Origin of the sequence: Janthinobacterium sp. PAMC25594, from assembly GCF_019443505.1 — a bacterium.
Lineage (GTDB): Bacteria > Pseudomonadota > Gammaproteobacteria > Burkholderiales > Burkholderiaceae_D > Janthinobacterium.
Genome location: NZ_CP080377.1, coordinates 6500990 through 6516085, shown reverse-complemented (window position 1 = coordinate 6516085; position 15096 = coordinate 6500990). Strand labels below are relative to the sequence as shown.

At 64.1% G+C, this 15096-nt stretch carries 11 protein-coding genes; 3 read left to right on the top strand and 8 right to left on the bottom strand.

Annotated elements, in window-relative coordinates:
* Positions 1-17: 17 nt before the first annotated feature.
* Both KY494_RS29345 and KY494_RS29340 read right to left on the bottom strand, forming a co-directional pair.
* Complete coding sequence (locus tag KY494_RS29345; protein ID WP_219889357.1) at positions 18-1250, bottom strand: type II secretion system F family protein; 1233 nt, start codon at positions 1248-1250, stop codon at positions 18-20.
* Between the two features lies 1 nt (position 1251).
* Positions 1252-2955, bottom strand: a complete 1704-nt coding sequence (locus KY494_RS29340; RefSeq protein WP_219889356.1) for a GspE/PulE family protein — start codon at positions 2953-2955, stop codon at positions 1252-1254.
* A gap of 282 nt (positions 2956-3237) precedes the next feature.
* Between KY494_RS29340 and KY494_RS29335 the strand changes: the two genes are divergently transcribed.
* The 3 genes from KY494_RS29335 to KY494_RS29325 all read left to right on the top strand — a co-directional run bounded on the left by KY494_RS29335 (position 3238) and on the right by KY494_RS29325 (position 9239).
* Positions 3238-3603, top strand: a complete 366-nt coding sequence (locus KY494_RS29335; RefSeq protein WP_219136549.1) for a YgiW/YdeI family stress tolerance OB fold protein — start codon at positions 3238-3240, stop codon at positions 3601-3603.
* Positions 3604-3831: 228 nt separating this feature from the next.
* Positions 3832-8319 carry a PAS domain-containing protein gene (locus KY494_RS29330; protein ID WP_219889355.1) on the top strand — a complete coding sequence of 1496 codons (4488 nt, stop codon included), beginning with the start codon at positions 3832-3834 and terminating at the stop codon, positions 8317-8319.
* Positions 8316-9239: a diguanylate cyclase gene (locus KY494_RS29325; protein WP_219136551.1), complete on the top strand. Its 924-nt coding sequence runs from the start codon at positions 8316-8318 to the stop codon at positions 9237-9239. Before KY494_RS29330 ends, KY494_RS29325 begins: the two co-directional genes overlap by 4 nt.
* Positions 9240-9321: 82 nt before the next feature.
* Here the strand turns inward: KY494_RS29325 and KY494_RS29320 are convergent, their stop codons facing one another.
* The 6 genes from KY494_RS29320 to KY494_RS29295 all read right to left on the bottom strand — a co-directional run bounded on the left by KY494_RS29320 (position 9322) and on the right by KY494_RS29295 (position 14808).
* Positions 9322-9777 carry a MaoC family dehydratase gene (locus tag KY494_RS29320; protein ID WP_219889354.1) on the bottom strand — a complete coding sequence of 152 codons (456 nt, stop codon included), beginning with the start codon at positions 9775-9777 and terminating at the stop codon, positions 9322-9324.
* Entirely contained in the window at positions 9770-10267 is a 498-nt protein-coding gene (locus KY494_RS29315) for a MaoC family dehydratase (protein WP_219889353.1), read from the bottom strand. Before KY494_RS29315 ends, KY494_RS29320 begins: the two co-directional genes overlap by 8 nt.
* A complete protein-coding gene (locus tag KY494_RS29310) occupies positions 10264-11409 on the bottom strand; it encodes an acyl-CoA dehydrogenase family protein (RefSeq protein ID WP_219889352.1) in 1146 nt (381 codons plus the stop codon). The genes KY494_RS29315 and KY494_RS29310 overlap by 4 nt, the downstream gene beginning before the upstream one ends.
* Positions 11410-11425: 16 nt before the next feature.
* Entirely contained in the window at positions 11426-12616 is a 1191-nt protein-coding gene (locus KY494_RS29305; RefSeq protein WP_219889351.1) for an acyl-CoA dehydrogenase family protein, read from the bottom strand.
* A 183-nt stretch (positions 12617-12799) separates the two neighbouring features.
* Positions 12800-13150, bottom strand: a complete 351-nt coding sequence (locus KY494_RS29300; RefSeq protein WP_219889350.1) for a VOC family protein — start codon at positions 13148-13150, stop codon at positions 12800-12802.
* Positions 13151-13218: 68 nt separating this feature from the next.
* Positions 13219-14808 (bottom strand): aspartate:alanine exchanger family transporter, encoded by a 1590-nt coding sequence (locus tag KY494_RS29295; protein ID WP_219136557.1) that lies wholly within the window; start codon positions 14806-14808, stop codon positions 13219-13221.
* Between the last annotated feature and the right edge of the window lie 288 nt (positions 14809-15096).

Here is a 15096-nt window from a genome sequence, read left to right as displayed (position 1 = left end):
TGACGCAATGCGCGGCTTCATTTGTGCAGGGCCACCTTGCCCAGGTCCCATACGGGCAGGAAAATGCCCAGCGCCAGCACCAGCACCATGGCGCCAAGAAAGGTGATCAGGATGGGTTCGATCTGCGCGGACAAGGTCTTCAATTCGTAATCCACTTCCCGCTCGTACATCTGGGCGATTTCATCCATCAGCTCATCCAGCGAACCGGACTCTTCACCGACGGCGATCATTTGCAGCACCACCGGCGTGAAGACGCCCGCCGCCACCGAAGTGCGCAAGATGCTGTCGCCGCGCTCGACGCCGTCGCGCATCTGCTCGACGCGGGCGCACAGATAGGCGTTATCCACCGTCTGCGACACCACCGTCAGCGCCTGCACGATCGGCACGCCGCTGGTGCTGGACAGGGCGAAGCTGCGCGCGAAGCGCGCCATGGTGCCTTTCAGGATGATCTTGCCGGCGATAGGAAAACGCAACTTGTAGCGATCCCACGTATAGCGGCCAGGCACGGTACGCAACCAGGCCCTGAATCCGGCGATCGCGGCGATCGTCAGTAGCAGCAGCAAAGGCCAATACGCCACCATGAAGGCCGACGTGCCGATCAGGATGCGCGTCATCAGGGGCAGTTCGGCATTGAAGCTGGCGAACACTTTCACGAACTGGGGAATCACGAACATATTGACGATGACCATGGCGACGAGCATGGCCGCGATCACGAAACTGGGATAGCGCGTGGCCGACTTCACGCGCGCGCGCATGTCGCGGTCGAACTCCAGGTGGTCGAACAGGCGCAGGAAGACTTCATCGAGGCGTCCCGTCATTTCGCCCACGCGCACCATCGACAGGTAAAACGGCGTAAACACGGTGGGGTGGCGCGCCATGGCGGCCGACAGTTCGCGGCCCGCGTCCAGCGATTCGCGCACATCCTTGATGATGCGCCCGAACGCGGGGCTGATGGCGGACTCCTGCAGGCCGGCCAGGCCGCGCATGATGGGCACGCCCGCCTTGAGCAGGGTGTACAGCTGGCGGCTGAACAACTGCACGTCCATCGAACTGACTTTTTTCTCCGTCAGTCTTTGCCACCAGCCGATATCGGCGCCGGTGGTGGCAGCTTTTTTGGTCACCAGGATTTCCACCGGCGTCGCGCCGCTGGAAAACAACTGGTCGGCCACGGCGCCGCTGTCGGCGCCTTCCATCACGCCGGTCAGCAGCTCGCCGCTGGCGTTGCGCGCCTTGTAGGAGAAAAAAGCCACCTCAATCCTCGCTCTGGTTGCTGATGCGCATCGCTTCCATCACCGTCGTGCGGCCCTGAACCACCAGCTGCACGGCGTGGCGGCGCAGCGTGTCGCCCGCCATCTGCGCCGTCGCCACCTTCATGAAGTGCGATGGATCGGCATGGTTGGCGGCGTCGGCCACGGCGCGCGTGATTTCCAGCAATTCGTACACGCCCGTGCGGCCCCGGTAACCCATGCCATTGCAATGCGAGCAGCCCTTGCCATGGAAATACTGGTTGCGCTCGACCAGCTCGCCCAGTTCCAGGCGCAGCCATTCGTATTCGTTCGGCGTGGGCGCGTAGGGCGTGCTGCAGCTTTCGCAGATCACGCGCACCAGGCGCTGCGCCAGCACGGCTTGCAGCGAGCTGCCCACCATGTAGCGCGGCACGCCCATGTCCATCAGGCGCAGCGGCGTGCTGATGGCGTCGTTGGTGTGCAAGGTCGACAGCACCAGGTGACCCGTCATGGCGGCGCGCAAGCCGATTTGCGCCGTTTCCTGGTCGCGCATCTCGCCGACGAGCACGATATCGGGATCTTGCCGCAAGGCTGAGCGCAGCACGCGGGCAAAACTGAGCTCAATCTTGTCGTTCACTTGGACCTGGTTGATGCCGGACAAACGGTACTCGACAGGGTCTTCCACCGTGATGAGCTTTTTTTCCACGGAATTGAGTTCGGACAAGGCGCAGTACAAGGTCGTCGTCTTGCCGCTACCCGTCGGCCCCGTCACCAGCACCAGGCCGTTGGGGCGGTTGACGATGGCGCGGAAGCGTTCCACCAGCTGGGGCGGCATGCCGATGGCGTCCAGGCGCAAGGTCGTGCCTCCCTGGTTCAGCAAGCGCATCACCACCGATTCGCCGTACTGCGTCGGCATGGTGGAAATACGCACGTCGATGCGCTGGTTTTTCACGCGGATGGCGAAACGGCCATCCTGCGGCAAGCGCTTCTCGGAAATATCGAGGTCCGACATCAGTTTGAGCCGCAGCGCCAGCGAACTGGCGATCTTGCTGTCCGCTTCCGTCTGCAGGTGCAGCACGCCGTCGATGCGGAAACGGATCTGCAGCCGGCCTTCCTGCGGTTCGATGTGGATGTCCGAGGCGCGCACCTGCGTGGCATCCTCGAACACCGATTGCAGCAGCTTGACGATGGGCGCCTCTTCCAGGCCCGGATTGGCGGCCAACGCGCCGAAGTCGACGGACACGTCGCCCAGGTCCTGCTCCAGCTCGCGCGTCAGGGTGGAAATGTCTTCCGTGCGGCGGTAGATGCGGTCGATGGCGGCCAGCACTTCCGTTTCATTGACGACAGCGAGCTCGATATGGCGCTTGACCAGGCGCGAGATTTCATCGTACGCGAACAGGTCGGTGGGATCGGACATGCCGACCAGCAAGCCCTCGCGCCGGTCTTCCAGCACCAGCGCGCGAAAGCGCCGCGCCTGGGTTTCCGGCAACAGCCGCACCAGTTCGGGATTGATGTTGAAAAACTTCAGGTTGATGTAGGGAATGTCGAGCTGGCGCGCCAGGGCGCCCGAAATCTGCTCTTCCGTGACAAAGCCGTGCTCGACAAAAACGCGGCCCAGCTTGCGCCCCGAGCGCTTCTGTTCCGTCAAGGCCTGGCCCAACTGTTCTTCCGTCAGCAATTTCTGCTGCACCAAAATTTCACCGAGCCGGACTTTCTCTGGCCTTGCCATGCTTGCTCCTCGACAGATTCTTCAGACGATACACGCCAGCGGCGTGCGCAGGTATTTTATTCCAGAACCTGTTGTTTCTTAAAGAAAATACACTCCGCGGCTTGATTTTCGCGCATTTCAACACTGCGCAAGGAAACACTTGCCGCCCGCGCGCGCGCATGGCACTCCCTTTCGGCGAGCACGGGCAGCGTGCGGGCGAACGTAGCCTATGGCAATACCGGTGCTATCATTGCCCGCACCGCCGTGTTTTTCTGACAAGGCCGTCACTATCAAAGGAATACCATGTCTCTGCACCGCAAACTCATCGTCTCCCTGGCCGCCGCCAGCGCCTTGCTGGCCGGCAGCGCGCAAGCCCAGTATGTGGGTCCCACGGCCGGCCCCACCGCGCCCAGCAGCGTGGCCGCCATCCTGAAAAATCCCGTCGACGACCAGGCCGTCGTGCTGCGCGGCCATTTGCTGCGCAAAGTGGGCAAAGAAAAATACACCTTCTCCGACGGCACGGCGGAAATCCGCGTGGACATCGATGACAAGGTCTTCATGAACCGCAAGATCGACGCCAAAACCCAGGTGGAAATCCGTGGCGAAGTGGAAAAAGACTTCATGGAAAGCCCGGAAATCGATGTCGATGTGCTGACCGTCGTCCCGTAAGCGTCCTTGCCATCCCGCCGCCACGGCGGGATGGGTATCACCCCCTCTTCTGTATACCTTGCACAAGCTTTTTTCCATTCTAGAAACTAGCCTTGTCAGCGCAATCAATTTCGTCTAGCATCTTTTCATTCAAGGTCAGCCAGCGCCAGCCTGCCTGTCGACTCATCCATTCTGGGAGCTTTCCGGGTGCAAGATTTGCCTTCGATACGCTCAAGAATTTCATGGCTGGTGCTCGCCTGGGTCATTCCGACGGCGCTCGTGTTTCTGCTGCTCGTGGCGCAAAGCTACACGCGCGAACGCGAGCATGTCGTCAGCGAAACGGCGCAGGCGGCGCGGGCAGTCGCCGCCGCCGTCGAACGCGACCTGAACGGCGCCCAGATGGCCGCGCGCATCCTCGCCGCCTCGCCCGCCCTGCAAACGGACGACATCGGCGCCCTGCGCATCCTGGCCGACAGCCTGTTGCAGCCAGGCATGGCCGTCAGCGCCTTCATCGTCTCCGACGCCAGGGGACGCCAGCTGATCAATACTGCCCTGCCCGCCAGCCAGGCACCACCTCCCTTGCCGCAAAAATGGGCCGCCAGCATGGAACGCACGCGCGAGTATGGCAAGCCGCGGCTGACCAGCCTACTCATGGCGCCGGACGAGGTGCCGCGGCTGGCGCTGAACCTGCCCTTGCCGCGTGCCCAGGGTGCCGCCCATGTATTGACGGCGCTGTACCCGCCCGACTACCTGCCCTTGCTGTTGCGCGAACTGCACCTGCCGGCCTACCTGGGCGCGGCCATCATCAATGCCGACGGCATCAACGTGGCGCGCACTCTGGCGCCGCAGCGCTACGTGGGCCAGCGCAGCGTGGCACCCCTGCTGGAACAGATACGCCAGGCGCGCGAGGGCGTGCTGCGCCATGCCACCCTGGAAAACCTGGACGTCTACACGGGCTTTCGCCGCGCTCCCGACGACAGCTGGACGGTGACCGTCACCATGCGCAGCAGCACGGTGGCCGAAGCGCTGCTGGGCTCGGTGGTCACGGGTTCCGCCATCCTGGCCCTGCTGCTGGGTGCCGGCTTTGCCCTGGCCTGGCGCGTGGGCAGCCGCCTGGCCAGCACCCTGCAGGAACTGACCTTGCAGATCCAGGCGCTGGCGCAGGGCAAACCCTTGCTCTCGAACAAGCACGCGGACCGCGAATCGGCCGACATGGCCGCCGCCCTGGGCGCGCTGGAACGCGACCTGCGGCGCCACCGCACGCAGCTCGAAAGCCTGGTGGCCGAACGCACCTTGGCCCTGGAAAAATCCACGCGCCTGCTGGAAACCGTGTACGCGACGGCACCCATCGGCATGCTGTTCGTGGGCCTGGACTTGCGCATCGTCATGATCAACCACTACCTGGCCGCCATCCATGGCGCCAGCGTGACGCAGCATCTGGGCCGTCCCGTGGGCGCCATGCTGTTCGACGACGCCGTGCGGGCGGACGTCGAGCGCTGCGTGCGCCAGGTGCTGGAAACGGGCACGCCCATCGTCGACATGGGGTTGAACGGCCACAGCGGCCGGCAGCGCGAGCAGCTGAGCCACTGGATCGTCTCGTATCACCCGATTTTCGGTCCCGAGCAGCAATTGCTGGGCGTGTCGGGCCTGTGGCTGGACATTAGCGAGCGCAAGCGCAGCGAAGCGGAATTCCGCCACTCGAAACATCTGTTCGGCACCATCATCGAAAACATCCCGGCCATGGTCTTCGTCAAGCGCGCCGACAAGCTGAGCTTTGAAATGGTCAACCGCCACGCGGAACTGACCCTGGGACGCTCGCGCGAGCAATTGCTGGGCAAGACGGACCACGACTTCTTCCCGCCGCAGCAGGCGGCCGCCTTCGTCAGCGCCGACCGCAAGCTGCTGGCCACGGGGCAGATGGTGGAAATCGAACAGGAAGCGATCAATACGGCCGACGGCACCACGCGCCACTTCACCACGCGCAAGGTGGTCTTGCGCGACGATGCGGGGCGCGCCAGCCACGTGCTGGGGGTATCGATCGATATCACGGAACGCAAGCGCGCCGCCGAGGTGCTGCACGCCACCACCTGGCGCCTGGAACAGAGCGAGCGCTTCATCCGCACCGTCACCGACAATCTGCCCGGCATGGTGTCGTACTGGGGCGCCGATCTGCGTTGCCGCTTCGCAAATAATTTCTATAACGAATGGTTTGGCCGCAGCAGCGCGGAGATGGACGGCATCCACATGCGCGAATTGCTGGGACAGGAACTGTTCGACGTGTATGCGCCCCATGTCGAAGGCGTGCTGGCGGGCCGCCCGCAAAGCTTCGAGCGCGACCTGCTCGACCCGACGGGCCAGGTGCGCCACACGTGGACCAATTACATCCCCGATGTCGACGACGGCGGCGGCGTGCGCGGCTTCTTCGTGCTGGCCTCGGACGTGTCTGAACTCAAGCGCACGGAATTGCGCCTGCACGAACTCAACGAGCAAATGGTGCGCGCGCGCGACAAGGCCGAGGCGGCCAGCGTCGCGAAAAGCGAATTCGTCGCCAACATGAGCCATGAAATCCGCACGCCGATGAACGCCATCATCGGCCTGGCGCGCCTGCTGGAAGAGTCGCCGCTGGAACGGCGCGAGCGCAGCTATGTCGGCAAGATCCAGATGGCGACCCAGTCTCTGCTCAATATCGTCAACGACGTGCTGGATTTTTCCAAGATCGAGGCGGGTCAGATGCTGCTGGAACAACGGCGCTTCCAGCTGGAACGCATGCTCGACAGCGTAGCCGTCTTGCTGGCCAGCAACGCCTGGTCGCGCGGCGTGGAGCCCGTCTTCGTGCTCGGCGCCGATGTGCCGGATGAACTGCTCGGCGACGCCCTGCGCGTGGAACAGATCCTCATCAACCTGGTGGGCAACGCCGTCAAATTCACCGCGCATGGCGAAGTGGTGTTGTCCATCGGCATGGTGGCCGAGGATGCGGCCAGCGCCACGCTGGAGTTTTCCGTGCGCGACACGGGCATCGGCATAGCCGCGGCCGAACAGGAACGCATCTTCGACGCGTTTTCCCAGGGCGACAGCGGCACCAGCCGCAAATATGGCGGCACGGGACTGGGGCTGGCCATCTGCCGGCGCATGGTGGAATTGATGGGGGGCAAACTCAGCGTGACAAGCGCGCTGGGCCAGGGTTCCGACTTCCGCTTCAGCTGCCGCTTCGACAAGGTGGCGCCGCCGCCCGAGTCGCCGGGCAAGAGTACGCCCAAGGCCCTGTCGCTGCTGATCATCGACGACAATGCCAGCGTGCGTGCCATGCTGGAAGACTGGTGCGCGGCGCAGGGCTGGCACAGCCGCAGCGCCGACAGCGGCGCGGCCGGCCTGGCGCTGCTGCGCGCCAGCGCCAGCGGCCTGGACGGCTTGCCGCCGGCGGATCTGATGCTGCTCGACGCGGCCATGCCCGGCATGGATGGCATTTCCATGCTCACCGAGGCGCGCGCCGACGCCCACCTGGCGCTGCCGCCCGTGATCATGCTGGTGGCCGACCAGGACAGCGACAACCTCGAACGCCTGGCCGACAGCCTGATGCTGGCCGGCATCGTTTCGAAACCGGCCACCCCGGCGCGCCTGCTGGCGGCCGTGACGGCCGTGCGCGATGGACGCAATGGCCGTAGCGCCCCGTCCGCGCTGCCCGTGTCCACGCCCCTGTCGGGCTTGCTGGAAGGCATGCGCGTGCTGCTGGTGGAAGACAATGAAATCAACCAGGAAGTGGCGCAGTACATCTTGCTGCACTCGGGCGCGCGCGTGGCCATGGCCGCCAACGGCCAACTGGCCGTCGACTTGCTGGCGCAAACCCCGCAGGCCTGGGACGTGGTGCTGATGGATTTGCAGATGCCCGTCATGAATGGCTATGACGCCACCCTGGCCATCCGCGCGCTGGGCTTGCCGGACTTGCCCATCATCGCCATGACGGCCAATGCCATGGACGAGGACCGCCTGCGCGCCATCGCCAGCGGCATGAATGCGCATGTGGCCAAGCCCATCGATGTCGACGAAATGATCGAGACACTGACGCGGCTGGTGCCGTCGCCCCCGGGCGGCGATGGCGCCGTGCAGGCAGCCGATGCCGTCACGCAGGCGCTGGACTTGCCGGCCACGGTGCCCGGCATCGACCTGGCGGCGGCCCTGCAGCGCTTCGGCGGCGATTACGGCGCCTTCCTGGCCCTGCTCAAACGCTTTGAAAATTCGCAAGGCGACGCCGTCGAGGACACGCGGCGCCTGCTGGCCGCCGGCCAGGCGCGGCAGGCGGCGCAGTTGCTGCACCGCGTGTGCGGCGTGGCGGCCAACCTGGGCGCCACGCATGTCGCCAGCCTGGCCGCCGAGACGGAAAAGGCGCTGCAAGGGGGCCGCGCGCACGCCACGGCCGCCTTGCTGGGACAGCTGGAACTGGCGATGGCCGAAGTCATCAAAGCGGCGCGTGCCCTGCCCTCGCCCCTGCGGCGCGGACAGCCGGCGCCCCACGCGCCCGGCAGCGCACCGGTCGACCTGCGCGCCGGCCTGGCCGAGCTGCTTGTCTTGATCCGCAACAATAACCTGAAGGCGCTGGCCCAGTTCCACGCCCTGCAGCCAGCCCTGCAACAGTCAGACCGGGAAGCGGCGCTGGCGATGGCACATGCGATTGAAACGCTGAATTTTGCCGAGGCGGAAAAACTCGTGCTCGATCAGCTGAAACGAGAGGAAAACAAGTGAGCTGGACCAACCTTGCCATGAACGGGCGCATCCTCATCGTCGATGACGCCATGGAAAACATCCAGATCCTGCACCAGCTGCTGCGCGAGGAACACGAGGTGCTGTTCGCCCTGAGCGGAGAAAAGGCGCTGGAAATTGCGCAAAATCAACTGCCGGACCTGATCCTGCTCGACGCCGTCATGCCCGGCATGGATGGCTATGCCGTGTGCAGCGCGCTGCGCGAATCGGCCATCCTCAGCGCCATTCCCGTCATTTTCGTCACGGCCCTGAACCAGCCCGAGGACGAAACGCGGGCGCTGGAAGCGGGCGCCGTCGATTTCATCACCAAGCCGTTCAACGCGGCCGTCGTGCGGGCCCGCGTGCGCAGCCAGCTGACCATCAAGCGGCAGGCCGACGCCATGCGCGAGCTGTCGCTGACGGATACACTGACGGGCGTGGCCAACCGGCGCAGCTTCAACGAGGCCATGGACAGCGAATGGCGACGCTGCGCGCGCGACGGCGTGCCGATGGCCATCATCATGGCCGATATCGACCATTTCAAGGATTACAACGATACGTATGGCCACCAGGCGGGCGACCTGTGCCTGCAGCAGGTGAGCGCCGCCCTGCGCCGCTGCGCCGTGCGCCCGCCCGACCTGCTGGCGCGCTACGGCGGCGAGGAATTCATCATCCTGCTGCCGCAGGAAACGAGGGAAGGCGCCGAAGTGGTGGCCCAGCGCATCCTCGACGAAGTGCGTGCGCTGGAAATTGCCCACGCCAGGTCCAGCGTCGGCCCGCACGTCACCGTCAGCCTGGGCATGGCCAGCGTCATGCCCACGGAAGGCATGGCCCCCAGCGCCCTGATCCGCGCCGCCGACGCCCTGCTGTACCGCGCCAAGCATACGGGGCGGGACAGGTATTGCGCGTCGGAGGGGGAGTGAATAGGAGGCGCGCCTGCGTCGGCTTACGCCCTGCGGGCTAAACCGACCTACGCCGACCTACGATGTGGGCTCAGCTTGCCGCTCAGGGATAGCAGCGCATCAGGAACTCCGCCACGCACACGGGTTTCGTGTCGCCTTCCCGCTCCATGGTCACGGCCCAGTTCACTTGCGCTCCTTCCGCCAGGTCGTCGACGGAAAGAATGTCGAGCCGCGCGCGCAAGCGGCTGCCGACGGGCACGGGCGCGGGAAAGCGCACTTTATTCAAGCCATAGTTGATGGCCATGCGGATGCCGGCCATGTGCAACGCTCCCTGCAGCATGGCGGGCAACAGAGATAACGTCAAAAAACCGTGCGCCACGGTGCAGCCGTACGGTGACTCGCGCGCGCAGCGCTCGGCGTCCACATGGATCCACTGATGGTCGTCGGTGGCGTCGGCAAAGGTGTCGATGCGCTGCTGGGTGATGGTGAGCCAGTCGGACACGGCCACGTGCTGCCCCGCCAAGGCCTGGAAACCGGCGATGCTGGCGATATCACGCACGGGACGGCTCCCCTTGTTCCACGGGACGGCGGCCGAACATGCCCATGCCCTCCACCGTGGTCACCGCTTCGCCATGCTGGTTGCGCACGCTCCACACGGAAATGACGATGCCGCGGTCCGGCTTCGACGTCGATGGGCGCACGTCCTTGACCTGGTAGGTCAGGTGCAGGGTGTCGCCGGCGCGCACGGGTTTCAACCAGCGGATGCTGTCCAGGCCGGGCGAGCCCATGCTGGACGAGTGCTTGAGCAGGTTGTCGACCACCAGGCGCATCATCATGCCGCAGGTATGCCAGCCGCTGGCGATGACGCCCTTGAAGATGGTTTTTTCCGCCGCCGCATGGTCGACGTGAAACGGTTGCGGGTCGAAATCCGTGGCGAAGGCGATGATTTCCTTCTCCGTCACGTGGCGCTGGCCCAGGTCGATTTCCAGGCCCTGCGTAAAATCTTCGAAATACCAATGCTTGGGTTTGATTTCCGTCAATGCGGTCATGCGGTCTCCGTCGGCAAGAAGCCCGGCTGGGCGATAAAGCGCTCGATATGGTGCTCCACGTCGCCCAGGGTCAGGGCGATCATCGAGAGGCGCTTGAAATGGTGAGCGGCAGGCAATTCATCGGTCACGCCCATGCCGCCATGCAATTGCACGGCTTGCTGGCCGACAAAGGTGGCGGCCAGCCCGACTCTCGCCTTGGCGGCCGACACCGTGCGGCGCCGCTCGGCAACGTCCTCGCTATCGACCTTGGCGGCGGCCAGCATGGCCATCGACCGCGCTTGCTCCAGGTGAATGAACATGTCGGCCATGCGGTGCTGCAAGGCCTGGAATTTGCCGATCGGCGCGCCGAACTGCTGGCGCGTTTTCAAATAGTCGAGCGTGGCGGCAAAGATGGCGTCCATGGCGCCCACGGCTTCCGCGCACAGCAGGGTGGCGCCATAGTCGAGCGCTGCATCCAGCACGGCCCAGCCCAGCCCCTTTTGTCCGATCAGCGCGTCCTGGCCCAGCACCACTTGCACCAGGGTCACGGTGGCGGCCCTCTGGCCGTCGATGGTGCGGTAGTCGCGCACGGAAACGCCGGGCGCGTCTACGGGCACGAGAAACAGCAAAATGCCGTCCGTGTCCATCTGCCCGCCGCCGCTGCGCGCCGACACGACGAGCGCGCCCGCCTGGGCGCCGTGGATGACGACGGTTTTCTCGCCATCGAGCACGAAGCCGTCGCCGCTGGCGCTGGCCGTGGTGGCGATATCGTGCATGTCGTGGCGCGACTGGCGCTCACCCAGCGCGCACGCCAGCTTCAGGCTGCCGCTGGCGACCTGTTCCAGCACGCCATCGTGGCCGCCCGCCAGGGTCAAAAAGCGCGCCCCCAGCACGGTGGCAAAATACGGCTCGACCACCAGGCCACGGCCCAGTTCCTGCATCACCAGCAGCATGTCGACGGCCGTGCCGTCGAAACCACCCGCGCCGGCCGGCAGCGGCAAGGCCGTCATGCCCAGTTCGGCCAGGGTGGCCCACGCGGCATCGGACGTACCCGTGGCGGAATGGATGATGGATTGCCGCGTTTCAAACGGGTAATCCTTGTCGACCCAGCGCCTGAGCGCATCGGCAAATTGTTGCTGTTCCTGATTAAAATGGAAGTCCATGTCGTCTCCTTCTGGCTTACAGGCCCAGGATCATCTGCGTGATGATGTTTTTCTGGATTTCATTCGAGCCGCCATAGATCGATGTCTTGCGGTAATTGAAGTAGTAGGCGGCCAGCGGCGCGGCCAGGTCGTCGCCGCCTGCGCTGTGGGGCGCGCCGCCGTGGAGAAATGCCGGGTCGAAGGGCAAGGCTTGCGGGCCGATGGCTTCGACCATCAATTCCGTCAGCTGCTGCTGCAGTTCCGAACCGCGCACCTTCAGCATCGAGGCCTGCGGCCCCGGCCCCTTGCCTTCGTCGCTGATGACGCGCAAGACCGTCATTTCCAACGCCATCAGTTCGATTTCCAGGGTAGCCACCTTGGCCGCAAACGCGGGATCGTGCAGCAGCGGCGCACCGCGCTTGGTTTGCCGCATGGCCAGCTGCTTGAGGAAAGTCAGCTCGCGCTTCGAGCGGCCGACGGCGGCGATGCCCGTGCGCTCGTGGCCCAGCAGGTATTTGGCGTAGGTCCAGCCCTTGTTTTCCTGGCCGACCAGGTTGCTGACGGGCACGCGCACGTTATCGAAAAAGACTTCGTTCACTTCATGTTCTTCATCGAGCATGATGATGGGACGCACGGTGATGCCCGGCGTTTTCATGTCGATCAGCAAGAAACTGATGCCTTCCTGCTTGCGCACCGTGCTATCGGTGCGCACCAGGCAAAAAATCATGTCCGCGTGCTGGCCCAGGGTGGTCCAGGTTTTCTGGCCATTCACGATGTAATGGTCGCCGTCGCGCTGGGCCGTGGTTTTCAGCGAGGCGAGGTCGGAACCGGCACCGGGCTCGGAGTATCCCTGGCACCACCAGTCGTCGCAGTTCAAAATGCGCGGCAGATAGAATGCTTTTTGCTCGGCGTTGGCGAAGGCCATGATGACAGGCGCCACCATGTTGATGCCGAAAGGCAGGATGGGCGGCGTGGCGGCGCGCGCGCACTCGTCTTCCCAGATGTGGCGCTGCACGGACGTCCAGCCCGTGCCGCCATGTTCGACGGGCCAGGCCGGCGCGGCCCAGCCCTGTTGCGCGACAATCTTGTGCCAGCGCACGTAATCGTCGCGGTTCAGGCGCAAATGCTGGCGCACCTTGCGCTGCAAGTCCGCCGGCAGATGGGTGTCGAGGAAGGCGCGCACCGTGTCGCGGAAAGCCGTCTCCTCGGCCGTGTAATGCAGGTCCATGTCTGTCTCCTTGTTCTTATCGGTTGCCGTGATGACTGCACGCAAGGAAGCTCAGCGCACAAAAAAGCACGACCGTTCTCAAGGATTGTACAACAGATTGGGAGCGGCGCCAGGGGTTTTACGCATACCGGCGCCGAGTGAAATTGGCCGACTGGCGGCCCGAAGCCGCCGTTGGCATCTCGTCTATGTGTGCGACAGAATATTGATGAGCTTGCCGAAAGGGTCGCGCACGAAAAAGCGCCTGACGCCCCAGGGCTCATCGCTCAGCTCATACTCGATGGCAAACCCTGCGGCAACCATGCGTGCAAATGCGGTATCCACGTCATCGACTTCAATCGACAGGTCTGGCACGGCCGTGTTCGAGCCGCCTTGCGTGGCGAAGCTCACTTGAACACTCATCTCGGTTTGCGCACCATACGTCATGATCCAGCCGTGGTCCATCAGCAGGCTCAGGCCCAGCACCTCCTCGTAAAACCTCCGCGCCAGGCCCGGATCCGACGCGGAGACATTGGCAACGATACGCTTGACTTGCATGTTTTTCCTCCGTGTCAATGATTGAACCATTCAAAGCTCACCCCTGACATGATCGCTCCTGTCAGTAATCAGCCATACAAATGCAGCAGCACCTGCACGGCGACGATCTTGACGATGGTCATGCTGGGGAAAATCATCGCATAGCCGAGGTTCGGGCGGTCCGACTTGGCCAGGCGATTGGCGAACACCAGCACGGCCGGGTTACCCGTGGCGCCGGCTGCAATGCCCAGCAATTCGGGAAACGGCAGGCGCAGGAAGATCTTGCCCAGGATCACCACCAATGCCACCACCACCAGCACCGTCACGGCACCGAGCGCCAGCATGGGCAAGCCATCGGCGCCCACTTGCTGCACGAACGGTAAACCGGACGCCATGCCGACGGAGGCGAGGAAAATCGTCAAGCCGTAGTTGCGCATGACCAGGTTGGCCGACAGGGGCAAGCGCCAGCTGATCTTGCCGACACGGCCCAGGCGTCCCAGGATCAGCGCCATCACCAGCGGACCACCGGCCAAACCCAGGCTGAACGAGCCTATCCACGGCAAGGGGATAGGCACCAGGCCCAGCAGCACACCCAATACCATGCCCATGCCCAGCGAGACATAGCTGAACTCGGCCGTGGCCGTGATGGAATTGCCGAACAGCTTGCGCACGTCGGCCGCATGTTTCGCTGGCGCAATGGCCATCACCCTGTCGCCGAATTCCAAGGTCAGAAACGGGTGCGGCAGGATCATGGCGTCGCCACGGCGGATGAACGCGATTTGCAGCGGGAAATCTTTCGCCAAATTCAATTCGCCCAAGGGCACGCCGACGATTTCCGCGTCCGACACGAACACTTCCGTGCCGTCGAAGGCGCTGCGGTCCTTCATCAGGCGGCCCGGGTCCAGGTGGCCCAGCGCCGTGCGCGCCGCTTCCACGCCCGCCACCGTACCCGACACCATCAGCGCGTCGCCCACGCCGAGCACCAGCGAGGGATCGGGCAAGCGGTTCTGGTGGCCCTGGCGCACGCCGATCACTTGCACGCCAGCCAACGGGCCATCGGCCAGTTCGGACAGGGCCGCGCCCGCCAATTTCGCTTCGTCGATGGTAATTTCGGATACAACGATGGGCGCGGGCGGCGGCGTCAGGACCGGTTTCAGGATGCGCCCGGCCAGATACAGGCCCAGCATGGGGCCGACGACGCCGAACGGATACGCGACGGCATAGCCGACGGCCGCATCGCCATTGCCGTGCGACGCTTCCAGCGCCGCCTGCAGGGCCGCCGTGCTGGTCATGGCGCCGGCAAACACGCCGCTGGCCATGCGCAGCGAGATATCGATCCACTGCCCGCCCCAGACGGACACGGCCAGGCCGCCCATGACGGCGGCAAAGGCGATCAGATTGTGTTTCTGGCCCGCGCCGCGCAAGCCGGCAAAGAACTGCACGCCGTACTGCACGCCGATGCCATACAGGAACAGCAGCAGACCGATGGAGCCGACCATCGGCGGCGGCACGGCGGCGGGGGCGAAGGCACCCAGCGCCAGCCCCGCGAACAGCACGCCGCCCACGCCCAGCGAAAAACCAAACACGCTGATGCGCCCCAGCGCATAACCGGCACCGATGACGAGAAACAGGGCGAGGATGGGCGTGGACTCCAGCGTGTGGCGAAATAATTGAAGCATCAGACAACCTTGATCTGGAGAAAGCCCAGTTTAGCATGCACAAAAGCAACACGATGGCGATGATGACAAGCAAGCGTGCGCATGTTGATGTGCTCAAAAACGGGCAAAAAAAAGCCCGCTACGGGAGCGGGCTGAATCTAATTCCTGTGAGGAAGTAGAGGAGACAGGTGCAATGATGCCGCGTCGCAGCATAACAATCCAATTGTATGTTGTGATGATAGAAATATGATTCATCAATATCTTGTTCAGACCGTGCCCGAAATGATGAGCTTTTGTCTCCTTGTATGT